This window comes from Maridesulfovibrio bastinii DSM 16055 (genome assembly GCF_000429985.1).
Lineage (GTDB): Bacteria > Desulfobacterota > Desulfovibrionia > Desulfovibrionales > Desulfovibrionaceae > Maridesulfovibrio > Maridesulfovibrio bastinii.
Window position 1 is genome coordinate 98,001 of sequence record NZ_AUCX01000015.1, and the last position, 23,589, is coordinate 121,589.

The 23,589-nt window shown below is 43.9% G+C and carries 24 protein-coding genes; 14 read left to right on the forward strand and 10 right to left on the reverse strand.

Features of this window, described 5'->3' with window-relative positions; all coding sequences use genetic code 11:
• Positions 1–24 precede the first annotated feature (24 nt).
• Complete coding sequence (locus G496_RS0108575; protein ID WP_027178923.1) at positions 25–711, reverse strand: class I SAM-dependent methyltransferase; 687 nt, start codon at positions 709–711, stop codon at positions 25–27.
• A gap of 225 nt (positions 712–936) precedes the next feature.
• On the opposite strand from G496_RS0108575, the gene cbiQ reads away from it, so the two are divergent.
• The 4 genes from cbiQ (at position 937) to G496_RS0108595 (ending at position 3,332) form a co-directional block, all read left to right on the forward strand.
• Complete coding sequence (cbiQ, locus tag G496_RS0108580; RefSeq protein WP_027178924.1) at positions 937–1,722, forward strand: cobalt ECF transporter T component CbiQ; 786 nt, start codon at positions 937–939, stop codon at positions 1,720–1,722.
• Positions 1,704–2,360 (forward strand): energy-coupling factor ABC transporter ATP-binding protein, encoded by a 657-nt coding sequence (locus G496_RS19215; RefSeq protein ID WP_156900621.1) that lies wholly within the window; start codon positions 1,704–1,706, stop codon positions 2,358–2,360. The genes cbiQ and G496_RS19215 overlap by 19 nt, the downstream gene beginning before the upstream one ends.
• A 74-nt stretch (positions 2,361–2,434) precedes the next feature.
• Positions 2,435–2,821 carry a 3D domain-containing protein gene (locus G496_RS0108590; protein WP_027178925.1) on the forward strand — a complete coding sequence of 129 codons (387 nt, stop codon included), beginning with the start codon at positions 2,435–2,437 and terminating at the stop codon, positions 2,819–2,821.
• Between the two features lie 160 nt (positions 2,822–2,981).
• Positions 2,982–3,332: a hypothetical protein gene (locus tag G496_RS0108595; RefSeq protein WP_027178926.1), complete on the forward strand. Its 351-nt coding sequence runs from the start codon at positions 2,982–2,984 to the stop codon at positions 3,330–3,332.
• A gap of 6 nt (positions 3,333–3,338) precedes the next feature.
• Here the strand turns inward: G496_RS0108595 and G496_RS0108600 are convergent, their stop codons facing one another.
• The 4 genes from G496_RS0108600 to G496_RS0108615 form a co-directional block, all read right to left on the reverse strand.
• On the reverse strand, positions 3,339–3,737 hold the full coding sequence (locus G496_RS0108600) for a response regulator (RefSeq protein ID WP_027178927.1): 399 nt from the start codon (positions 3,735–3,737) through the stop codon (positions 3,339–3,341).
• Positions 3,738–3,868: 131 nt separating this feature from the next.
• Positions 3,869–6,013, reverse strand: coding sequence for a Tex family protein (locus G496_RS19220; protein ID WP_034632847.1), 2,145 nt, complete (start codon positions 6,011–6,013; stop codon positions 3,869–3,871).
• A gap of 74 nt (positions 6,014–6,087) precedes the next feature.
• Positions 6,088–6,567, reverse strand: a complete 480-nt coding sequence (locus tag G496_RS19225; protein WP_051294930.1) for a MamS/MamX family magnetosome protein — start codon at positions 6,565–6,567, stop codon at positions 6,088–6,090.
• Positions 6,568–6,603: 36 nt separating this feature from the next.
• Positions 6,604–7,200: a hypothetical protein gene (locus tag G496_RS0108615; RefSeq protein ID WP_027178928.1), complete on the reverse strand. Its 597-nt coding sequence runs from the start codon at positions 7,198–7,200 to the stop codon at positions 6,604–6,606.
• Positions 7,201–7,333: 133 nt separating this feature from the next.
• Between G496_RS0108615 and G496_RS0108620 the strand changes: the two genes are divergently transcribed.
• A complete protein-coding gene (locus G496_RS0108620; RefSeq protein WP_027178929.1) occupies positions 7,334–7,876 on the forward strand; it encodes a tetratricopeptide repeat protein in 543 nt (180 codons plus the stop codon).
• Here the strand turns inward: G496_RS0108620 and G496_RS0108625 are convergent.
• Complete coding sequence (locus tag G496_RS0108625) at positions 7,873–9,309, reverse strand: aminotransferase-like domain-containing protein (RefSeq protein WP_027178930.1); 1,437 nt, start codon at positions 9,307–9,309, stop codon at positions 7,873–7,875. The two genes, G496_RS0108620 and G496_RS0108625, sit on opposite strands and share 4 nt — an antisense overlap.
• Before the next feature lie 159 nt (positions 9,310–9,468).
• On the opposite strand from G496_RS0108625, the gene G496_RS0108630 reads away from it, so the two are divergent.
• On the forward strand, positions 9,469–10,179 hold the full coding sequence (locus G496_RS0108630; RefSeq protein WP_027178931.1) for an AzlC family ABC transporter permease: 711 nt from the start codon (positions 9,469–9,471) through the stop codon (positions 10,177–10,179).
• Positions 10,164–10,490: an AzlD domain-containing protein gene (locus tag G496_RS0108635; protein WP_027178932.1), complete on the forward strand. Its 327-nt coding sequence runs from the start codon at positions 10,164–10,166 to the stop codon at positions 10,488–10,490. The genes G496_RS0108630 and G496_RS0108635 overlap by 16 nt, the downstream gene beginning before the upstream one ends.
• Positions 10,491–10,558: 68 nt before the next feature.
• Here the strand turns inward: G496_RS0108635 and G496_RS20550 are convergent, their stop codons facing one another.
• From G496_RS20550 to G496_RS0108650, 3 genes are all read right to left on the reverse strand, one after another.
• The gene (locus tag G496_RS20550) at positions 10,559–12,607 is read right to left on the reverse strand and encodes a methyl-accepting chemotaxis protein (protein ID WP_245577887.1); all 2,049 of its coding nucleotides are present in this window, start codon (positions 12,605–12,607) and stop codon (positions 10,559–10,561) included.
• 289 nt (positions 12,608–12,896) lie between these two features.
• Positions 12,897–13,778 carry an NAD(P)-dependent oxidoreductase gene (locus G496_RS0108645; RefSeq protein WP_027178933.1) on the reverse strand — a complete coding sequence of 294 codons (882 nt, stop codon included), beginning with the start codon at positions 13,776–13,778 and terminating at the stop codon, positions 12,897–12,899.
• 33 nt (positions 13,779–13,811) lie between these two features.
• Positions 13,812–14,270: a hypothetical protein gene (locus tag G496_RS0108650; RefSeq protein WP_027178934.1), complete on the reverse strand. Its 459-nt coding sequence runs from the start codon at positions 14,268–14,270 to the stop codon at positions 13,812–13,814.
• Positions 14,271–14,587: 317 nt separating this feature from the next.
• Between G496_RS0108650 and G496_RS0108655 the strand changes: the two genes are divergently transcribed.
• The 7 genes from G496_RS0108655 to G496_RS0108685 all read left to right on the forward strand — a co-directional run bounded on the left by G496_RS0108655 (position 14,588) and on the right by G496_RS0108685 (position 22,475).
• Positions 14,588–15,871, forward strand: a complete 1,284-nt coding sequence (locus G496_RS0108655; RefSeq protein WP_027178935.1) for a DUF401 family protein — start codon at positions 14,588–14,590, stop codon at positions 15,869–15,871.
• Positions 15,872–15,921: 50 nt separating this feature from the next.
• On the forward strand, positions 15,922–16,431 hold the full coding sequence (locus G496_RS0108660; RefSeq protein ID WP_027178936.1) for a peptidylprolyl isomerase: 510 nt from the start codon (positions 15,922–15,924) through the stop codon (positions 16,429–16,431).
• Positions 16,432–16,561: 130 nt separating this feature from the next.
• Entirely contained in the window at positions 16,562–17,710 is a 1,149-nt protein-coding gene (locus tag G496_RS19235; RefSeq protein ID WP_034632849.1) for an HD domain-containing phosphohydrolase, read from the forward strand.
• 283 nt (positions 17,711–17,993) lie between these two features.
• Complete coding sequence (locus G496_RS0108670) at positions 17,994–18,962, forward strand: ABC transporter substrate-binding protein (RefSeq protein WP_027178937.1); 969 nt, start codon at positions 17,994–17,996, stop codon at positions 18,960–18,962.
• A 3-nt stretch (positions 18,963–18,965) separates the two neighbouring features.
• Positions 18,966–20,681 (forward strand): ABC transporter permease, encoded by a 1,716-nt coding sequence (locus G496_RS0108675; RefSeq protein WP_027178938.1) that lies wholly within the window; start codon positions 18,966–18,968, stop codon positions 20,679–20,681.
• A gap of 25 nt (positions 20,682–20,706) precedes the next feature.
• Positions 20,707–21,765, forward strand: a complete 1,059-nt coding sequence (locus G496_RS0108680) for an ABC transporter ATP-binding protein (RefSeq protein WP_027178939.1) — start codon at positions 20,707–20,709, stop codon at positions 21,763–21,765.
• A 173-nt stretch (positions 21,766–21,938) separates the two neighbouring features.
• Positions 21,939–22,475, forward strand: coding sequence for a hypothetical protein (locus G496_RS0108685; protein WP_027178940.1), 537 nt, complete (start codon positions 21,939–21,941; stop codon positions 22,473–22,475).
• Positions 22,476–22,543: 68 nt separating this feature from the next.
• Here G496_RS0108685 and G496_RS0108690 read toward each other — a convergent pair whose 3' ends face one another.
• Positions 22,544–23,458, reverse strand: coding sequence for a 4Fe-4S binding protein (locus tag G496_RS0108690; protein WP_027178941.1), 915 nt, complete (start codon positions 23,456–23,458; stop codon positions 22,544–22,546).
• Positions 23,459–23,589: the final 131 nt, after the last annotated feature.

The window sequence follows — 23,589 nt, forward strand, 5'->3', positions numbered from 1 at the left end:
TAGGAGCAATAGCAAGCCGGATTGTTATTTCTTTCTGAAAAAAACGGTATGTTTGTATTGTTCCCCGGCTTCATCCTTTGAAGAGACATATATGAGATTCCAGTCGGCAGCGAAAAGGTTGCAGACAAAATCCAGCAGTTTGAATTTTCCGTTTTCAATTTTTGCTTCGGGGTAAATTTTTTTGAAATTGTCTATAGTCATATTGAAATGTTTCTCAATATAATACTCAGGACGGAAAGTGAGCAGCATCTCTGATCGGGAACGTTTTTCAAGCCCTTTCAGTATAGGCACCAGAAGACCTTTACTGATGCTCCTTTTGCCGAGGATATCAATAAGCATTCCCATATCATGCATTTTTTCGGGAGACTCTTCGGCAAAGTTGCAGACCTTGAAATCTACAGAATCAATACCATACAAGCGGCAAATTTTTTGTGCTCCGGTAATTACTTTGGGCTCTATATCGTACCCGGTAACTTTTGAAGCACCGCGCCTGCATGCGTAAAAAGAGTAATGACCGAGGTTGCATCCCAGATCACATACCGTTTTATTTTCAAAACTTAATTCTTTGAACTCCGGGTCTATTCCATCGATATCATAACCTATTCCATCAGCTATCTGATTCTGACTGAAGTCTGTAACAGGTCTCCAGATAAGTTCACTGCCGACTTCATCAATAATTTTTTTAAGTTGTTCATTGTGTGTGGTTTGCAACTGTAGCTCCGTAAAATTATTCTTGAATCTATGAGTAAAACTAAGCGGTATGGTTCACTATATGTATATAAAGGTCAATATACATAAAATTAAATTCATTTATACGCTACATTTAAAAATGTTACTGATTCTATTTAAATTAACCGTTATACAACCTCTAAGTGTCCCGGATTGCATGAACTCTGATTGCGTGTTACTCCTTCTACGTCTTTTCAGGAGGGAAGTTTGGACACAATCAGGGAACCTTTTTCATCTGGCAGTTCACCAATTCATAATGTGCATCCCGGCATGAGAATTGTGTGCGCCTTCCTGTTTTCTGTAGCCGGGGCAATTGCTTCCAACATCAATTCAGGTTTGAGTATTCTGATTTCCGGGATACTTTTTGTGATACTTGCCCGTCTTGATTTCTGGCTGCTCCTGCGCAGGCTGCTCGCAGTAAATTTTTTTATAGCCTTTCTCTGGATATTCATACCTTTTTCACACGAAGGGCATGAGCTTTTTAAAATTTACGGATTAACGGCGACCAGAGAAGGTGTCGAGCTTGCGCTCATCATTACCTTGAAGTCCAACGGTATTGTTCTGGCCTTGACCTCTTTTCTTGCGACCATGCCCGTTCAGACGCTTGGGGCAGGTATGCAGTGCCTTCATCTGCCTGATTCTTTTTGCCGTCTCTTTTCGTTCACTTACCGATATGTGCATGTGATTCGTGAAGAATATACCAGACTGCACAGGGCGGCTGTCATGCGGGGCTTTGTTGCCGGTAATAACCTCAGAACATATCGAACTTACGCATGGCTGGTTGGAATGCTGCTGGTACGCAGTTTCGACAGAGCGCATAGAGTCTGGCAGGCCATGCTCTGCCGTGGTTTTAACGGCCGTTTTCATACCCTTAGAAAATTCAGACTTTGCAGCGCCGACTGGATGTTGCTGGGATTTGTTGTCTGTGTAAGTCTAGGTGCTGTTTTTCTTGACTATACCCGGGGGGATTTCCGGTGGATGATGCAATTTTAAGTCTCAGAAATATATGTTTTGGATATATGGGTGGTCCCAGAGTTATTGAAAATCTTAATTTTGATCTCTTACCGGGAATGAAGGCTGCCTTGACCGGACACAACGGCAGCGGAAAAACCACTATGCTGCATATCATGATGGGCCTGCTTAAGCCTGAATCAGGTGAAGTGCTGTTTCATGGTAAGGTTATGAAATCAGAGAAGGATTTCAGACTGCTGCGTCAGGACGTCGGACTTCTTTTTCAGCAGGCTGATGACCAGCTTTTTTCTCCTACTGTTTTAGAAGACGTTGCTTTCGGGCCGCTCAACCTCGGCAAAACAGCTGTGGAAGCTGTGGATATATCCAGAAAGACTCTAAAAGAGCTTGGCCTTGAAGGTTATGAGGACAGGGTTCCCTACCGCCTTTCAGGCGGTGAAAAGAAACTTGTCTCCCTTGCAACGGTTTTATCCATGGAACCGCGCGCGTTAATTCTTGATGAACCCACCAATGATCTTGACCCTGATATGCGCAAAAGGTTGTCTGATATTTTGAAATCTCTTGATATTGCTATGCTCATTGTCTCCCATGATTACGATTTTCTTGAAAGTGTGGCTGAAAGTGAATTCGTGTGCCGGGACGGCGCAATTTTTGAAAAGTAAACATATTTATGTTATTGATATAAAAGTTGAAGCCCCGCTTTGCAGCTTTTTGAAATTATTTACAGGGAGATTCTATGGCCGGAAGATTGGTTGTGCTTATGGCATTCCTGATGCTCTCAGTTCTCAGTGCCTGTTCAGGCGATGATGTAAAAACAAGACTGGTCAATGCAACCGCATATAATTCATTTAAATGGCAGACTTCCGACACTCCTTTTGTGGGCGCATGGGGAGATAAGCTCAAGCCGGGGATAAAAGCTATTGCCGTCTCAAGAGATCTGCTTAAAAAGGGGCTGACTCGGGGTACTAAAGTTAAGATAGAGGGCTTGAAAGGCGAATATACTGTACTTGATAAAATGAATAGACGCTGGAGAAACAAGATTGATATTTATTTCGGTGTCGACCTTGAAGCTGCAAGGGAGTGGGGAAAACGAAAGGTTGAAATCAGCTGGACAGAAGAATAACAGCCTGATTTAAATATGTTTTGTGTCTTTGTCAGCTTATAATTAAGAAAAAAAGTATAAATTGTCTTGATCTCAAGAGGATAAGTGTTGCAATTACTGTCGTCGAAATTAATGTCATATGAATTTTGGCAAAATCTCAAAGTGAAGCAACGGAGTTATCTTGAGTCAGAATAAGAAAAATCCTCAGCAGAGCGTGCGCGCCCATTGTTTGTGGTGCATGGGCGGAAGCCCGGCACTTGTGCGCGAATGCCCGGATGAAAAGTGCCAGTTTTTTTCTTTGCGCGGCCCCCGTCCTGAAGATGAGCAGCGGGTCTATCTGAGGGCTATTCGCAGGTTCTGCCTTTGCTGCACTGTGGGAGACAGGTCAGCTGTAAGGGAATGTCCTGAAAAGGACTGTGCCTTGCACAGATATCGTTTCGGAATCCTGCCGAAGACATTGAAGCTGCATCGTAAAAGAAAGCAGGAAAAAAAATACATCATGCTTCCCGGAATTGAATTTTCTAAAAAATAAACGGGGTTAGCAGAGCAGACCGTAGAGAGTCATCTCGTCTATCAATTTTTCCCTTGTGATAGGTTTTGTAATGTACCCTGTGGCATTACCTTTTAAAAAAGCTTCTGTGATGTGCATCTCGTCATCAAGAGCGGTTATCATGGTTACAACCGTGTCATGCTCAATGCTTGCTCCATCTTTTCTTTCAATTTCTCTGATTTTACACAGAGCTTCCTGACCGTCCATACGCGGCATTCGTATATCAAGGCAGATAAGATCAAAAGGATTTCCATCCTTCAGGGATTTTTTAAATTCTTCAACAGCAATAACCCCGTCTTCTGCACAGACGCATTCTCCATATTCTTCCAGAACTGACTTTATCAGCTCCATGCTGAATCTGTTGTCGTCTGCGATAAGAAATCTCATTGTCTAATCCGCCTGTTGACTGTTTACTGCTGCTAATTACAGCAGCATATTCTGAACAGAGAGCCTTTATGTTTTAACCGCTATGAGAATCATAGTTCATAAAAATCAGGCTCAGGTAAATTATATCTTAGTTAGCTTTGGGGTTTATGAAGTCCTTTCATACTAAGAGAAATTCTTTTCCGAGCTTCGTCAACTTCGAGCACCTTTACCTGCACATTCATACCGGCGTATACAAATTCAGCCGGATTTTTTATGAAAGTGTCCGATAACTGACTTATGTGTACCAGTCCGTCCTGATGAACTCCAATATCCACAAAAGCACCGAAGGCTGTCACATTGGTCACGATGCCGGGAAGAACCATACCTTCACTGAGATCTGAAATTTCTTTCACCGATTCATCAAAATGCATCGAACTGAATTTTTCTCTGGGGTCGCGTCCGGGCTTTGCCAGTTCAGAGATGATATCCTTCAAGGTCGGGAGACCTACTTCATCACTAATATAGCGGTTGGGATCTATTGATGACCTGGCTTCAGCGGAATCCACGAGTTTTGAAACATCAACACCGCAGTCCGCAGCCATTTTAGCGACAAGTTTATACCGTTCAGGATGGACTGCACTTTCATCAAGGGGATCAGCAGCTCCTTTTATACGCAGAAAACCAGCGGACTGTTCAAATGCTTTAGGTCCCAGCCGCTGAACTTTGAGCAGTTCTTTACGTGACTTAAACGGACCGTTTTCATCTCTGAATTTAATTATATTTTTTGCCAGAACAGGGCCAAGGCCTGAAACATACTGCAACAGTCTTGAACTTGCCGTGTTGAGTTCTACACCAACTTTATTAACGCAGGACATAACCACTTCATCCAGCGAGTTTTTCAGGCTGTTCTGATCAACGTCATGTTGATATTGCCCGACTCCGATGGATTTAGGATCAATTTTGACCAGCTCGGCAAGAGGGTCCATTAGCCTGCGCCCGATGGAAACCGCTCCACGTACAGTGACATCATAGTCCGGGAATTCTTCTCTTGCTGCTTCGGAAGCTGAGTATACAGATGCCCCGGATTCGTTAACCATTACTATTTCTATATCCGAGGGCAGGTTTAGCTCTTTTACGAAACTTTCAGTTTCACGTCCCGCAGTGCCATTACCGATTGCAATTGCTTCAATAGAAAATTCAGCAACAAGTTTTTTTACCGTTTCAGCGGCTTCGGCTTTTTTGGACTGTGATGTGGTCGGGAATATATTGTCGTAATGCAAAAGCTGACCCTGAGCGTCCAGACAGACCAGTTTGGCTCCGGTTCGGAAACCGGGATCAAGTGCCATAATCCGTTTATTGCCAAGTGGTGCTGCCAGCAGAATTTTTCTAAGGTTTGATGCAAAGACCGAAATAGCCTGAGTCTCGGCTTTTTTCAGCAGCTCCGACCTCAGCTCTGTTTCCATTTGCGGAGCAAGAAGGCGTTTATAGCTGTCGCTTAAGGCCATGGAAACCTGCTGTGATGCCAGGGAATTACCCCGCACAATAGTCTTTGAAATAAGGTCGATGGCGTAATCGGCGTCAGGGCGTATTGAAATTTTAAGAACTTTTTCCCGTTCTCCCCTGAGGAGTGCGAGAATTCTGTGTCCGGGAGCTTTTGCAGCCGGTTCGCTCCAGTCAAACCAGTCTCTGAACTTTGCGCCCTCATTTTCCATCCCTTTGGAAACTTTGGATGAAAGAGTTGCCCTGCGTAGGAAAATATTACGTAATTTCTGGCGGATTGCGCTGTGTTCACTTATTTTTTCGGCAATAATATCTCTGGCTCCGGCTAAGGCCTGCTCTATATTCTCGACGCCTTTTTCAGGAGAAATATAATTTTCAGCTTCTACCAGCGGATTGCATTTTTGAGCAAAAATTTTAACTGCAAGCGGCTCCAGACCTTTTTCCTGAGCCATTAATCCTCTGGTTTTACGTTTCGGACGATAGGGCAGATAAATATCTTCAAGCTCGGCAATTGTCTCAGCCGCTAGTATTTTCCGGCGCAGCTGATCGTCCATTTTATCCTGATCTTCAATGCTGGTGATAATAGTTTCACGCCGTTTTTCAAGTTCTTCCAGTCTGGCTAAGGTATCACGGATGGATATGATGGCTACTTCGTCAAGTGAGCCTGTAGCTTCTTTGCGGTAACGTGAAATAAACGGGACTGTAGCACCTTCATTCAGAAGATTAGCAGTTGATTCAACGCTTTTCAGCGGAAGGTTCAATATATCGGAGGTCTTTTTAATCAGTTCTTTGGTCATATATAGATAGTTATTACGATATGTTGTTATAGTTTTTTAAGATAGACTTATTCGATAAGCTGTTGCTGGATAGTTTATTTAACTGCCCAAAGCGGGGTTCCGTTTTCAGGTTTGCGGAATTTGTACTGATGGTCTCCGTCTTTTTGAATTTTTGAGCACATGTATGCATACTGCCCTCCTATTTCAACAAGCACCCCGTAAAATTTAACCATTGTTCCGGGAACAAGATCCTTTATTAACGGGCTGACAAAACTTTCAGGGCCAAGGTGAACCACGACCTGTTCGCCATCTTCACAATCTTCAGCAATAATACCAATGCCTTCACTCATGCCGTTCATGGGTTTTATTTTGATTATCTTTTTTATGTAACCTCTGAACATGTCACGGTTTTCATAATCATAAAGGCGGTTGTAAGTGCTTCCTTTATCCCATCCTGAACAATTGCCTTTTGAATCGGCAAAGGTCATTGCCGGGAGGGTCAGAAGTATGAACGTAAGAGTTATGATTTTTATAAAGTTGCTGAGCATTGTTTTAAGTCCGATTGAATTAGGCAATATGGCCGCAGTTGATTGTTTCCGGCTGACTAAGATTTATTTAAGTGAATTCATTAACTCGTCAAAACCATTGAGAGTTACCTGTTTAGCATCAATAAATCCCTGACCTCTCAGGAAATCTGTTCTGATAAAGGCTGATACAATTGTTTCTGACGATGCGTCCACAATAAAAATTCTTATACTGTCTGACTTGGTATTGGTGGAGTCTCCGCCATCAAAACTGCCGTTGTCTGCGCTCACATCGTACAATATTCCGAGTTGCGCCCCGGAGGCTTTGACAAGGCTCAGAGCGGTCTTTTTATCCGGCATATACTTGCCATACTTATGGCGGACCCAGAGTGTTGATTTCAGCTCACTGCTTATGTCCTGTTTGCTGATGCCATAACCGGGGTAGGCGTAATAAGCCGAACTGATAACCTTGAAGTTTCCGGCCTGTGCTGCGGCCTTTATGAGGCCCTGAGTCATTGTCCATGTATATTTATAGTCAAAATTCATTTGGGTGGTGTGCCATGGCAGCAGGGCAACAGTGAATGTTTGAGCATTTTCTCCATATCTGTTTCCGGCTGAGGGCAGGGCGCATGCCGAAAAGAATATAGTAAGAGCTAAAAGTAAAAGCAGATTTGTTTTTTTCATGTTCAACCTCTCAAGTAGGATTTATAACTGTTTATAGCCCCGGATGGCGTTTCGGTAAAGCGGGGATTGTATAACCTCTTGGCCTTATGTTGTTTTATGGATACACTCCGGCCTCGTAAAAGAGGAGGTATAAATGGCAGATGAAAAAAAATCCCGCAGACTTTCCAGAAGAGGATTCCTTTTCGGGGGACTGCGAAAGCTTAAGGAACGTGAAAATCCCAATACCGTATCGAAGCCTATCGCTGCCCGTGAACTTGACCTTGAGCTGCTGGCCGAGGGCAATGTAGCTTATGAAAACGGCAGATATGCTGAAGCTGCTGAAAAATATAAGACCTTTGTCAGGATTGAACCGGAAAATTCTGATGCCAGAAAACGCCTCGGACATTGCCTGTATCTGGAAGGCAAATATATTCAGGCTCGGGTAGAACTTAGCAGGGCCTTGAAAATTCTTGGCAAAGACAATTTTTCTTCGCTCTATCTGGGGTTATGCTTCTGCCGTATGGGGCGTGGCTCGGACGCCGTTGCCTCATGGAAAGGGTATTTCAATCCTAATAAAATTGAAATCCAGCGTGAAGTAAACCTGCAACTGGCTATGATTGAAACTGATCCTGAAACAGATTTAGCCGTTTGTGCCGATATGGTCGAGAAAGCGTTGTCCGATTGTTCCCCGGCTTAAACCTTACCGGCGGCCAACTGTCCCAGAGTTTTTATACCGGCTTTAATTTTTTCAGACCACAACGCTCCGGTACTTATGCGGATGAAGCGGGAATAGTCATCTCTAGGTGAAAAAATGGTTCCGGGTACTATGCCTATACCTTTTTCTCTGGCTTTGAAAAAAATATCAACGCCATCACAGCCCTCAGGGAGTTCAACCCATAAAACAGAACCTCCCTGCGGGTTGCTGACTTTAGTCCCGGCCGGGAAATGCCTGCCAATGGCCGCCCTCATCAATTCCATCTGTTCTTTTAAAGCCTTTCTTAATTTTCTGAGATGGCGGTCGTAATGCGCCTCGCGCAGATACTGGGCTATGGTCATCTGGGTCGGGGAAACACAGGCCACATTTGTTGTGGCTTTAATGTCCATGGCTTTTTTCATATACCTCCCCGGAGCAAGCCATCCAATTCTGTATCCCGGAGCTATGGTTTTAGAAAACGAAGAACAAAGAATTACTCCGCCCGTTTTGTCCCAGCTCTTAAATGTTCTGGGGCGGTGTGAGCCGAAAAATATTTCTCCGTAAACATCATCTTCCACCAGAGGAATTTCCTTTTTCGCAAGCATGGAAACTATTTCCTGCTTGTTTTCATCCGGCATCAGGCTGCCGTCAGGATTATTGAAGTTTGGTGAAAGGATGCAGGCTTTGATATCAAAAGTCTCTATGGCATGGCTGATATCCTTGGGAGAAATACCTTTTTCAGGACACGCAGGAATATCAACGGCTCTGAGTCCCAGAGTTTCCAGAAGCTGTAGGAAACAGTAATATGTCGGTGACTGAATCAGAACCATGTCTCCGGTTCTGGTCAGAGTCCGCAGTGCAATATAAAGGGCTTCCATAGCCCCGGTGGTGATAATAATTTCATCAGGACTTATATCGGAGCGGCAGTCAATGGAGCGGAAAGCAATCTGTCTGCGCAGTTCAAGGTTGCCCGCGATGGGCTGGTAGTCGAGCATTTTATCGCTGTAGTCCCGGATAACCCCGTTCATTATTCTAGCCAGTCTTTTGTAGGGCAGCAATTCCCTGCCGGGGCAGACGACTCCCAGCGGAAGCAGGTCATCATTACCCACAGTTTCCAGCGAAGTTCTGATAAGAGTACCTTTATTTACGAGACTCGGTTCAATAGTTGCCGGAACCGAAATAGACGGGGTAGGAATACGTCTGAACTCTCCGCGGACATAATACCCGGATCTCGGACGTGATTCTATTATGCCTTTGCATTCCATTTCCTCATAGGCATGGGTGACCGTGGATATCGAAACCCTTAACGATGAACTGATCTGCCTTAATGACGGCAGCTTACTTCCGGGGTGCAGTTCTCCGGATTCGATTCTTTCTGTAATGGCCTGTTCGACCCGCCTGTATTTATATTCATCTTCTGTTGAAAGCATGCTCATTTCAGTGGCTCTGATATTAATGGCTACAGATTAATCTGTTATGATCAAAGTTATAAAAAACTGTATCTGTACTGATTGCAGATTTAGTGTAAATTGGCAAGTCTCTTAAACGGAAATGTATATTTCCTTCGGCTTGTTTAAATTTTTATGGAGTGACAAGTGGAATCGACTTTAACAGCTCAGAATTACAGTAAAAGTAAAAGCCTGATTTATGCACTTAAACAGGTCGCACCCATTATTCTTGGTTTTCTTCCGGTTGGTTTTGCCTATGGCGTTCTGGCTCGCAAGACAGGGATATCCATAGACAACACCCTGCTCATGTCCATTCTGGTTTTTGCCGGGTCATCTCAGTTTATTGCTGTTGGACTGCTCGCTGCCGGTGGCTCTTTTATCTCCATAGTAATTACCACTTTTATCGTAAATCTTCGTCATATGCTTATGTCTGCCGCGCTTGCCCCTTATCTTAAAAAATGGAGCAAGTTCGGGATACTGTGTTTCGGGTTTCAGCTGACGGATGAAACTTTTGCCCTGCATTCGACACGTTTTGCTGCCGGAGAAAATTCACGCCGTGAAACCTATATGATCAACTGTATAGCCCAGCTGGCATGGGTGTTCGGAACGGGATTGGGAATAATTTCCAGTACGCTCATAACAGATGTTAAACCTATGGGGCTGGATTATGCTCTGCCGGTAATGTTTATAGCTCTTCTTGTAGCCCAGCTTAAAGACCGCTCACATTTGCTTGTAGCTCTTGGAGCAGGGGTTCTTTCTACAGCTTTGAGTCTTGGCGGGGTCAACCAGTGGAATGTGATAATTGCAACTTTAATTGGCGCTACCGCCGGGGTGGTACTCTCATGGACCAGAAATTAATTCTGCTGACAATCGTGGGTATGATGGTTGTAACTTACGTTCCACGTTTTTTACCAGCGCTGGCTTTATCTTCGCGCAATCTACCGCCTGTGCTCACCCGCTGGTTGAGCTATGTTCCTTCAGCTGTGCTGTCAGCTCTGCTTTTCCCTTCACTGCTTATCCATGAGGGAGCACTCGATTTCAGTTTTTCAAATCTTTTTTTATGGGCAGCGATACCATCGTTTGCGGTAATGTTTTTAACCAGAAGTTTTTTCGGCACTGTAGCTACAGGAATGGTCGTTGTGGCCGCAGTCCGTTACTTTATTTCCTAGCTTCGCCAGCTATGGAAAGCTCGAAAAAACCCCGCCGTACTTATACAGTCCGGCGGGGTTTATCTATTTTAGAATCTTTCAAAGTCCTCATCCAGATCAAGATTTATTCCTGTCCCTGAATCAGAACTTGTGATTGAGTCATAGGATTCTTTTGTTTTCCTTTCAGCTTTTGGAACTGCTGCAGTCTTTTTACTGCCTGCCGGAAGTTTTGCAGTCTGAGGCCGCCTTTGCTGTGGGCGGTTGGAATTTCCGGTAGAATTTTCCACTTTGAAGAATGATATACTTCCTCTGAGCGACTCGGCCTGCGCGCTGAGCTCTTCTGATGATGAGGCCATTTCTTCTGATGATGAAGCTATCTGTTGAATTACTTTATCCAGTTCACTTATGGCTTTGTTTATGTTTTCAGATCCGGCATTCTGTTCATTGCAGGCTGCGGATATTTCCTGCACCAGTTCTGCTGTCCGTTTGATATCGGGAACCATTTCATTAAGCTTGTTACCTGCATTTTCGGCAATACCGACACTGTTTGCAGAGAGTTCCTTTATTTCGGTTGCAGCCATTCCTGATCTTTCCGCCAGTTTTCGTACTTCGGAAGAAACAACCGCAAAACCTTTGCCGTGCTCTCCTGCCCGGGCAGCTTCAATGGCCGCATTTAAAGCAAGAAGGTTGGTCTGACGGGCAATTTCTTCAATAATAAGTATTTTGTCGGCAATTTCTCTCATTGCACTGACAGTATCATTTACAGCCTTGGAGCCTTCTTCGGCATCACGCGCTGATTTTATGGCGATGTCTTCAGTCTGTCTTGAATTCTGGGCTGTCTGCCTGATATTTGCAGCCATCTGTTCCATTGCAGAGGAAACTTCTTCAACACTGGCTGCCTGTTCGGTCGCTCCCTGAGAGAGGCTCTCCGATGATGACGAAAGCTGCTCTGATCCTGCGGCTACGTTCATTATAGCCTGCTGAACTTCTCCGATAACTGAGCGCAGTCGGCCACCCATGCTGTTCAAATTTCCGGCAAGCTGTCCGATTTCATCATTCTGGTCGAGGTTCAGAGTGGCTCTAAGATCTCCAGAAGCTATAAGCTTGGTGAATTCAAGGCCTCTGAGTATAGGATTCACAATAGTTTTTGCGAGGAAGAAGATAAGCAGACAAAGTAAGATTATGGCTCCTGAAGCGAGCATTATTGAAAGATTTCTAATCTGTTTTGACTGGGCCAGCACAGAATCAAGCGGGGCGGAGACTGCAAAAACAAAGTTTTCATCAGTTTTTCCTGCTGTTATGGGCGTGAAGATAAAATATGATTTATCTCCGGTTGCGGCAGCAGTAAGAGTTAGTGAGGAGGGCTGGTCAACAGAGGTGGCATCAAAAATTTTTGCTGTTTTTTCCGAGCCTATGATTTCTGATAACTTGCTTCCGATTATGGATTTTTTGGGGTGATAGAGAATAACTCCGCGACTGCTCAGTATTACTGCGTATCCGTTACCGAAGGGGTGCAGGCCTTTTGCTTCCGCAGCTAATTCCTCAACCGGGAGATCAACACCTATTGTCCCGATTCTTACGCCGTTTTTTCTAACCGGTATACAAAGACTTATTAAAGTTGTTTCCCGGCCTGCTATATTTTCATTGTATGGTCTGGATATGTAGTCTTTTACGGAATTTTGGGCAGCTCTTAGAGTACGGCCCAGTTCTGATCCTCTCAGATCATTGATATTTTGAATTTCATTATTTCCGGGTTGTATATATGGAGAAAATGAACCCTGATCAGATTTACCAAATACCTCGGTATTAATATCCGCCCAGACTCCGGCAAGCCCTGAGTTGGCTTTTAGAAAATCACGCATGGTTTTTAGAACCAGATTTTGTGAACCGTTCTCATCTTCAAATATGGTTTTGAGGACAAGTGACAATGATCTGGCGGAATCGAAAGCCAGTTCAAGTTTGGTTTGAATCTCATTTCCGTGTCTGTAAGAAATCTCCTCGGCTGTTTTGAAGGCGGAATCTTCAGATATTTTCTGAACTTTTGAAATCAGCACAGTCATCATAACGGCAAGAACTGCTGCGACCACAACGGTTACAGGAATCATGATCTTGTTTCGCAGGCTTAAATTTTTATACACTTTCAAAACATACCCTCCAATGTCTGACGATGTGAAAATTTAATTAAATCTATTATAGACCTCTGTACTCTGAAAAGGCAATTCCCAAATTTCAGCTTCATTAACGATCAGACCTAACTCACTGATATTATGTTAATTGATTAAAGGCAGGGAGTTTCGTTACAGGATTAAAAAAAAGCAGAACCCTGTATGATTTTTTGCATACAGGATTCTGCTTTTTATTGGTTTTAATTTTGTTGCTGTTCTTTATAAGAACGCAGCTTTTTTCTGAATAGTTCCCCGGAGTTGCTTATTGAGGCATTTCAGAGTTCATGTTTTCCAGAACTTTATACAAAGCCTGTGTTCCGAGATTTTCATATCCCATTGCCATTGCGGAAATGTAGAACTGGTTAACAAGTGCCAGCCCGGGAAGTGATAAATTCATTCTACGTGCTTCTTCGAGTGCTATACCCATGTCTTTAACAAAATGTTTGATAAAGAAGCCCGGATCAAAATCCTTGTTGGCAATTCTAGGCCCAAGGTTGTTGATGGTCCATGAGCCTGCCGCACCTGTTCCGATAACATTAATTACACTCTGCTTATCAAGGCCGGAGCGTTGAGCGTAGAGCAGGGATTCCACCGCACCGATCATTGTTCCGGAGATCAGTATCTGATTGCACATTTTTGTGTGCTGTCCTGCTCCGGGAGCACCCATAAGCTGGATTGTGCTGCCCATGATTTCAAAAAGAGGCAGAACCTTTTCAAAAACATCGCTTTCACCGCCGACCATGATGGCCAGAGTTCCATTCTGCGCACCGAGATCTCCACCTGATACAGGTGCATCAAGAGCCTTAACACCCATAGCTGCTGCTTCAGAATGAATTTTTGCGGCAAGTGAAGGTTTTGAAGTTGTCATATCAATAATAGTTTTTCCTGCTGAGCAGCCGGCCAGAACGCCGTTTTCTCCAAGGATTGTTTCTTCCACATCTTTAGGGAAGCCGACAATTGAGAATATGAAATCTGCTTTTGAAGCAACTTCTTTAGGTGTCTCGCACCAAGTTGCTCCGGCAGCGATAAGATCATCCGCTTTTGATTTGGTGCGGTTGTAGACATAAGCTTCGTGTCCGGCCTTTATAAGGTGAAGACACATGGAGCGGCCCATGACACCTGTTCCTATCCAGCCTATTTTCATTAAAGACCTCGCTAGTTTTTATAATTATTAAAATTATTGAAGTTTTTTATCCGCAGCTTTCTGGTTTTCAGCGATCTGCATGAGTTTGGCTCGAATATACTCGCTTGCCAGATTTCCTGCCTCGTCATTCTGGGTGCTGGCATATTCAGAAATATCTTCTGCAATCTGTTTTTCCATCCGTTCAGATTCCATGAACATGATGTAGACAAGTATCAGTGCGCTTTTATTATCAGGTGTTCCGTTGCAGAGTTCCTGAATCTGTTCTTCAGGAATAGTTTCAAGCAGACGGTCTATGAACATGTTGGCCCATTTGTCATAAAGAGCGGTGATGGGCGGGATCATATCCTTAACTGTATTTATAGCGTTCTCATCAAGATTGGGCATGGTCATGGCTATAAATTCTTTTAAAGCGTCTTTTCGTGCTTCCTCGCTATGGGTGCATTTTTCCATTACAATTGAATGAATATATTCTCGAATTTGCTTTTCCTGCATGATTATTCCTTTCGGATTACATAATTGAAAAACGCCCATGGCGGGGCGCGGATAAAAACGTCCTTAAACAGATATAACTTATGTAAATAAGGTTACTTTAAAGAAGGTCTCTGTTCAAGCATGAAGGTTTTCTTGCCAGCGTTGCTGTTTATATCCGTAAATAATGATTTTTAATCCAATTGATTGCTGTAGGTATAAAACATAAATTTAATTTATGGAACAGTGTTTTATAAGTTGCCAAACCGCGGTTTAAGTGAAATCATTTTGTAACAAAGCAATTACCTCATCTGAAAATATTCCCTTTCATGGAGTTTTTTATGGAATCCTTAGCGGGGTTGATGCCCCTGTTCAAAATTTTCCTTGTTTTCTTTTGTATGCTTGCTGGAATCAGGCTTAAATTCGGTCTTGGAACATCAGTGTTAGGCGGCAGCATTGTGCTTGCCTTTTTAATGCGCATGGGAGCCGGAAACTGGTTTCATGCGGCAATGGGCGGACTTTTAAGCCCTAAAACTGGCTGGCTGGTACTGCTTGTAGGTTTGATAATGGTTCTGAGCGGTATGATGGAAAGAACAGGGCAGTCGGGAAGGGTTATGGAATCCTTAAGCGGATTTCTAAAAAGTCCAAGGCTTCGGCTGGTTTTTTTTCCTGCGCTGATCGGCCTGCTCCCGATGCCCGGCGGAGCTATCTTTTCCGCTCCCATGATCAAAGAAGCGGCAAAAGATTATGATATACCTAATGTTAATCTTGCCGTTTTGAACTACTGGTTTCGTCATATCTGGGAACTTGCATGGCCTTTATATCCCGGTGTCATACTTGCCTCCGCCATTTGCGGAATTCCTATCTTCCGTTTTGTCGGATATACCGCACCGGCTATGATCTGCTGCGCTTTTCTGGGATATTTCTTTTTTCTGCGTAAGGGAAAGCTGGTAATAGAAAAAAAAGCCTCTGATGACGGTAGTGAATTGAAAGGTGATGCCACGGCAGCTTTGAAGGAAGGACTTCCGCTCATAATTGCTATCGCAGGATCGTTTATTCTGGAAGCCATCCTTTCTTATTTCTTTCCCGATGTTCCTTTTGAGGCTGGAATTGTAGCGGCCCTTCTTGGAGCTACTGTCTGCGTGGCTGTCAGGAATCCCGGTTCGGCCGGAATCGCCAAAGATGTCCTTACTGAAAAGAAGTTTCTGGGCCTTGTCTTCATGATTCTGGCAGTTTTCATGTTCAAGGATGTGCTTGGGGCTTCCGGGCTTATTGAAGAACTTTCGAATGTTGCAGGCGGTGGTACCGCAATGATTGCGGCAGCAGTGCTCGTTCCATTTCTTGTCGGGGTTGTTGCCGGTATTACAATGGCTTTTGTTGGTGCGGCAATGCCTCTTGTGGTCGGACTTATAAGTTCCATGCATCTTGAGGCTCAGGCTCCTGCATGGATAGTGCTCTGCATGTTTTCCGGTTTTTCTGGAATTATGGCTTCGCCGATCCATATCTGCTTTTTATTGACCTGCCAGTATTTTAATGTGGATATGTATAAGGCATGGAAGAAAATCATGGTTCCCTCCGGGTTGATGCTGACTTTCGGAGTGGCTTACTTTCTGGTTTTGTTGTAAAGAGCTGAGTTCAGTTATCAACGCTGATTAATTAATTCGGAGGAAATAATATGTCTAACCCCCAGGTTCTTATGGAAACCGCCGAAGGCGAAATCCTTATTGAGCTTTACGAAGATAAGGCTCCTAAAACAGTTGAAAATTTTTTGCGTTATGTTGATGAAAAATTTTATGAAGGCACCATTTTTCATAGAGTTATCAATAACTTTATGATTCAGGGCGGCGGCTTTGATTTTTCCATGCAGCAGAAAGAAACCCATGATCCAATTGAAAACGAAGCTAACAACGGCCTGAAAAATGAGCTTGGCACTCTCGCCATGGCCCGCACTATGGACCCTCATTCCGCAACAGCCCAGTTTTTTATCAATGTTAAGGATAACTCTTTCCTGAACCACACTGCCAAAAGCATGGATGGCTGGGGATACTGCGTTTTTGGAAAAGTTGTAGACGGAATGGATGTTGTAGAAAAAATTAAAAAAGTCCGCACCGGAAGTTATGGTCCTATGGACGATGTTCCAAAGGAACCTATCAGCATAATTTCAGTTGCCCGTTTTGATGACTAAGCACTGAGCTGAATTGTTTACTAAGGCCGGGAATGCGTTGTCATTTCCGGCTTTTTTTATTAACCTCTTAAAGTCCAGTGCTTTTAATATTACATAGTCAGATCACTATTAATAATAACCGGAGAACAGTGTGCAGGCAGACGAATTAAAAATACTAGTTATTGATGACGAAGATTTTGTTCGTGACACTATAAAAGATTACCTCATGGACTCCGGTTTTGAAGTCTGTTCTGCCGGAGACGGCGAGGAAGGACTTAAAGTCTTTAATGAAGAAGAACCGGATGCCGTGCTGGTCGATCTAAACATGCCGCGCATGGATGGTTTTGCTTTTCTTGAGCAGCTTAAAAAAATTGATGAAGATGTTCCCGTAATAGTTGTTTCCGGTGCCGGACTCATTCAGGATGCTATCAAAGCGGTCAGATTCGGTGCCTGGGATTTTGTCACCAAGCCTATTCTGGATATGAATATATTGGAGCACGCTTTGAACAGAGCTTTCGAGCGTGCCGGTCTTATCCGTGAAAATAAACTGTATCGTGAGCATCTTGAGTCCGAAGTTCAACGCCGCACTGAAGACCTGCGTCAGGAGGTCAGGGTTCGCCGTGAGGCTCAGGAAGCACTGCTTGGATTGCAGAAAGAGGTTATTGATACCCAGAAGGAAATAATTCTGACCCTCGGCGAGGTTGTCGAAACCCGCTCGAATGAGACCGCCAACCATGTTCGCAGGGTTGCCGAGTTTTCACGGATTCTGGCTTCAAAGCTGGGTATGAATGATGAAGATGTGAATCTTATCAGAATGGCTTCACCCATGCATGATGTCGGTAAGATCGGTATCCCGGATACCATACTGAATAAGCCCGGAAGACTGACTGTTGATGAATTTGAAATAATAAAGCGGCATACCGTGCTTGGATATGAAATTCTCAAACATTCAAGCAGGCCCATAATGAAGGCTGCTGCCATTGTTGCCCACGAACACCATGAAAGGTGGGATGGGAAGGGATATCCACGGGGACTTGCCGGAGAGGATATTCATATTTTCGGCAGGATATTATGTATTACCGATGTGTTTGACGCCCTTGGAAGTGACAGGGTTTATAAAAAAGCATGGTCTCTTGATAAAATTCTTGAACTTTTCAATGCTGAAAGGGGCAAACAGTTCGACCCTGATATTGCAGATGTTTTTTTGAAGAATCTGGACGATTTTCTCGCGGTTAAAGAAGCTTATCCTGATGGCGAGATTGCAACAATCCCTTTGCAGGGAGAGATTAAGTTATCCTGATTTTTATTTGCATTCCACTCAATGTATGAGCTGGCGTGTTATTGTGTCCTCATTAAGCGGCGGCAACACGTCTGTTTCATAATCTTACCATCAACTATTCCAATTTAATTAAGACCGATTTACTAATGATTTTTTTATTAAAATCATATAAGTACGCTATTGAATTTGTGTCTTTGTTGCCTTTATGTTCCCTTAATGCCTCCTGATTGTGACAATTGGTTTACGGATTCTGTTTAACAACTACATGTAGTTGTTAAACCATACCTGTGACTAGGAGATTCCTATGCGTAAAATATTTTCTTTTATAGTTTTGGTGCTGCTCGCAGTAAGTTCTGCGGCCTATGCTGACAATAAAATTGTAGTCTACACCTCCCAGCTGGAGCAGGATGCCCATCAGACGGTGGAAGCATTTAAAAAAGCCAATCCGGGGATAGAGGTTGAATGGACACGGTCAGGAACAACTTCGCTTATGAATAAGCTCCGTGCGGAGTTTGCTGCCGGTAATCCAAGACCTGATGTCATCCTAATCGCGGATATGGTTACCATGGAAAGCCTTAAAAAGCAGGGAAGACTGCTTCCTTATAAAGAGGCTCCGGTTAAAGGTTATGATGAAAATCTTTATGACAAGGACGGCTGTTACTTCAGCACCAAAGTTATCAGCACCGGCATTGTCTATAACAATAAAGCGCCTTTCGTTCCTGAATCAATAAAAGATCTGGAGCGTCCTGAAGCAAAAAATCTGGTTATAATGCCCAGTCCATTGTATTCCGGTGCGGCTGCAATCCACATGCATACTCTTGTACAGAATCCTGATTTAGGCTGGGATGTCTATAAAAAGCTGGCTTCAAATGGAGCTGTTACCAGCAAAGGTAATGGTGGTTCATATAAAGCTGTGGCAAGCGGTGAAAAGCTTTATGGCTTTGTTATCGATTATCTGCCGATTCGTAATATGGCAAAAGGAGCACCGGTTAATTTTATAATCCCTAAAGAGGGAGCCAGTGCCGTCACTGAGCCTGTAGCCATTTTATCAACTTCAAAAAATCCAGAGGGAGCTAAAAAGTTTGTTGATTTCATGCTCTCTGAGCAGGGTCAGAATCTTGCTTCTTCTCAAGGATTCATGCCGGCAATGAACGGAATTTCAGCCCCTGCTGGTTTCCCCGATAAAATTAAGCTTATGCCTCTTGATACCTCTGAGGCGCTGCGTAAGGATAGAAAATATAAAAGAGAATTTTCTGAAATATTCGGTGGTTAATTGATGCTGAGGAATAAAATTTCCCGGGTTGGTGTTCTGCCTGCCCGGGGTAACGGGGCCGGACTTTTCCTGCCCCTCTTTATTGCAGTATGCTTTCTGGCTCTGATGCCAACAGCACGACTGCTGCTTGAAAGTGTAATCCCTGACGGCCATTTCACATTTGGTATACTTCAGGATGTTCTCAATGATTCAAGCACATGGAAAGCTCTGGGGCATACTGTTTTTGTAGGTTGCTGTGCAACAGTGCTGGCAACCATCCTCGGTTCCTCCATGGGGCTTCTGGTCGGTCTTACTGACATCCGGTTCAGAAAAGCTCTGACTTTCTGTTTCATGATGCCGATGATGATTCCGCCACAGATAACAGCTCTTTCGTGGATTCAGCTGTTCGGTCCGGCAAGTGTCCTGCTTAATACACTTGGTATCGCTCCGGCTCCGGGAACGCCCCATCCCATGTATTCCCCTGCCGGAATTATACTGCTTCTGGGAATTCAGCAGGCTCCGTTGATTTTTTTATCACTCAAAGCCGGATTATCAGCCATGCCCCGCGAAATGGTCGAGGCTGCCAGAGTCAGTGGTGCAGGAAATTCAAGAGTTCTGCGCGATATTGTTGTTCCTTTGATGACTCCCTCACTTACGGCAGGTATGGCTCTGGCCTTTGTTTCCTGTATCGGTAATTTCGGTATACCAGCCATGCTTGGCATTCCGGCAAGGTATACCGTGCTGACCACTCTTATTTATCAGCGTCTGGCTGACTTCGGCCCGGAAGTTATTTCCGAAGCCGCTTCATTGTCTGTTCTGATCAGCCTGCTTGCAGTGTTTGGTATTATGCTCCAGACCTATATGCTCAAGAGAAAGGATTACAGACTTGTCGGAACTCCTTCGGAAATTCTCAAATACAGACTGGGAGGATACCGGCTGCCTGCTGAAATCTGTAGCTGGATAGTCATCGTACTGGTACTGGTAATCCCGCTCTGTGCTCTTTTCTTCTCCTCGCTCATCCCCACATTCGGGGTTCCGCTTAATGCGAAAACATTGACTTTTTCAAATTATATAACTGTGCTTTTCAAACATGATGCGACAGTAAGAGCTTTTATCAACAGTTTTTCCCTTGCTGGAGGAGCGGCCCTGATCCTTTGTGCCGTTGCTGTTCCCCTCGGATATTTCCTTGTCTGGCAGAAAAACTCTCTGCTTAGATTTTTGAGTCCTTTGATAGAACTTCCTTACGCTTTACCGGGAGTAGTGCTGGCCATAGGGTGCATTCTGCTTTTTCTTAAGCCGGTATTCGGCGTCAGTATCTATGGCACGATATGGATTATCTTAATGGCCTACCTTGCACGGTTCCTAACCATGGGAATGCGACCTGTGGTAGGTGGCTTTTCACAAACGGACAGAGTCCTTGAAGAGGCCGCCAGAATGTGCGGGGCAGGTTTTATGCGCAGAATGCGCGATATTGTCGTGCCGCTCATTCTTCCGGCTGCGGCAACCGGTGGCCTGTTTATTTTTCTGGCTGCTTTTAATGAGCTTACGGTTTCAGTTCTTTTATGGTCTTCAGGATCAGAGACTCTCGGGGTTGTCATTTTTAATCTGGATGACAGTGGTAATTCCGTTCTTGCGTCTTCTGTTTCCATTCTGGTTATAGTGGCTATCCTTATCCTGATGGTCATTCTTTCCATGCTTGGTAAAAAAGCTCCCAAGGGATCAATCCCCTGGCAGTGTTAGTTTATGAATTTTATATGGTGCAGATATGGCTGATTTTTTTATTGAAAATGTAGTTAAGAAATATGATGGGACAACAGCCCTTGACTCAGTGTCGCTTAATATAAAGGACGGGGAACTTGTAGCTGTTCTTGGAGCTTCCGGCTGCGGAAAAACCACTCTGCTGAGAATTCTTGCCGGCTTTGAGGAAATCGATTCCGGTCTGGTCAAGTCAGGCGGAAAAGTTTTTTCGTCCGATACTGTCCATGTAAGTCCTGAAAAACGTAACATCGGTGTGGTCTTTCAGTCTTATGCCTTATGGCCGCACATGAGTGTCGCCGAGAATGTCGGCTATCCTCTTAAGATAAAAGGGATAAAGGGAGAGGAGCTTGCGCAGGCTGTTGAGGATGCCCTCTCCAGCACCGGACTTTATGGTATGGGTAACCGTAATCCGGCTGAATTGTCAGGAGGGCAGCGGCAGCGTGTCGCGCTGGCCAGATGTCTTGTTATGGCTCCTGATGTTGTGCTCCTTGATGAACCGCTGGCAAATCTTGATGTGCATTTAAGAGAATCCATGCTGGTTGAGTTTAAAGCTTTTCAGGAGAAGACCAAAGCTACAATGCTTTTTGTGACCCATGACCAGTCCGAAGCTATGGCTATTGCCGATAGGATTGCAGTGATGGACAAGGGCCGTATTATTCAGTTTTCAACCCCTCAGGAGCTTTATGACTGTCCTGCCACTCCCGAAGTTGCCAGATTTATAGGTAAAGGGTGTGTGGTCCCTGTGAATGTGGATACCGTAAAGAATGGTCAATGCGGCATTTCACTTGATGGCTGTTCGTTCACGGTCAGACATTGTGATGATGTTGTTGCCGGTAAAGGGTATTGTGCTTTAAAAAGTGAATGGATCTGTGCCGGGGAGGAAGGAATTTCCTGCACGGTTGTGCGCAGTATCTATACAGGAGGGCAGACCTGTCTGGAAGTTCGCCTTGACTGCATGGGTGGAGAGCAGGATTGTCTGCGGGTTTCCATGCCGGGGTTTAAAAAAGTTGTTCCAGGCGAGAATGTAAGCATAACCATTCATGATGGTTGGATTTTTAATAACTGAGAAAGTGCCTGTACCATTTGAAATTACATTTCTTCCGCTAAAAAAAATTTTCTGTTTTTAACTGATTTGATGGAAATTTGAATTCAAATTTTAATATATCTTAATATTTATTAATATAAGGTATATTTATTGCATATTTTGCTCCAAAAGGAACTTTTTTCCCGGAGTAAATTATGGATATGTCAATCGGTGGAGGATTTAGTACTTCAGCTATATCCTATAAAAATGCAAAGGATTCCACTGCTGAGGCCTTATTCGGAAAGACAACAAAGAAGAAAAAAGACAGCCATGATTCTGCTGGTATTGCCTTCCCCGGGCAGCTTTCCAGAGAAGAACAGCAGAAAATTGATAATTTAAAAAACGAAGCCATGCAGATTGCTTCAAACTCGCAAGGAGGGCTTACACCTGCAGAAGAAGGACGGATAAAGAGAATAGAGAATGAGATCGGCAAAATAACCGGAATGCCGATGCATGAAAACTTAACTAATAAAACCAGAAAAATTGCTGAAAACAATAAGTTGGAGCAGCAGGGAAAGGCTGATGAGAAGAAAGATGAGCAGAAAAGTATGCAGATGCGCTCTGATCCTGCTTCTCAGTCTGATGCCGCTGCCGGGTCAGGTATGAATGTGTTGCAGCAGAAAGCTTTTTATACAAATATAAAATTAATGAATTCTGGCTCTTCGTCTTTTTCCGGTACCGGAAAAGGTTAAAATTTTTCGCTAGACTGCACAAAAGCTCTTTCACGGATTGTGGGAGAGCTTTTTTTATGTACAATAAATTAAAGCTTATCAATTTCAAGCGGTTCACTGCTTTTTTTATTTCTGTGCAGTTTAATCGCGTCTTTAAAACATTTATTTACACATATACCGCAGCCCATGCATTTAAGCGGGTCAACCCGGCTTTTTTTATCCCTGATGTTCAGGGCTTCAAATGGACAGTATTCGATGCATTTTCCGCATCCAACACATTTTTTTCTGTTTATAACAGCTATGTATCCTGATGCAGCAAGCATAGGCACACCATTTTTGGTGGCCTGCATTGCCCCGCAACAACATTGGCAACAGTTGCAGATAGCATAGAATCTGCCAAGCATTACATCCTTGAAAAAAGCGTGGTGGACATGACCGCGGGCGTCTTCCATTTCCAGAACTCTGACAGCATCTTTGGCGGTTATTCTTTTTGATTTTTCCGGGTGATGCTTAAGTACAAAACCTACAAACGGTTCACCTATTATAATACAGACATCAAGCGGTTTGCACGGATTTTCAACTGAAGCTCTGCAAGGGCATTCCATAAGGGCGATGTGCTCAGGGTGATCAAGAATTATATCCCGGGCTTTTGAATACGGCAGTATTTTTTCGGGAATAGTGGTGTTGATTGTTCTATTAAGAGTTACCAGCTTGGAAGCTTCTTCAAGTGGAAGGACCTTACCGTGGTAGGAATCGGCAAATTCTTTTTTTAATTCCTCAAGCCGCTCAGGTGAACTGTCAGCCCCCATAAGTTTTGCAAAAAAATCAAACATCGGGCTCAGGCGGTTTTTTCCCATTGCTCCGCCGATATATTGTTTGGGCCAGCGTAAATAGAAATAGCCGTGCAGAACATCAATCAGGGACATTCTTTTATCATTTAGAGCTTCTCGTACGTAATTTCCGTCTTTTTTCTTCGAGGTGAATAATTCTGCTAATTTTTTCATCCGTCAGTCCCTGTAATCATGGGTATCTCAAAGTTGATTTTTTCAGTACACTTAGCCCGAATGGTTCCCGAATTGCTATTTATTTGTCAATCTTAAATGTTATGCCTGATTATAAGACCATCGCAAATCAA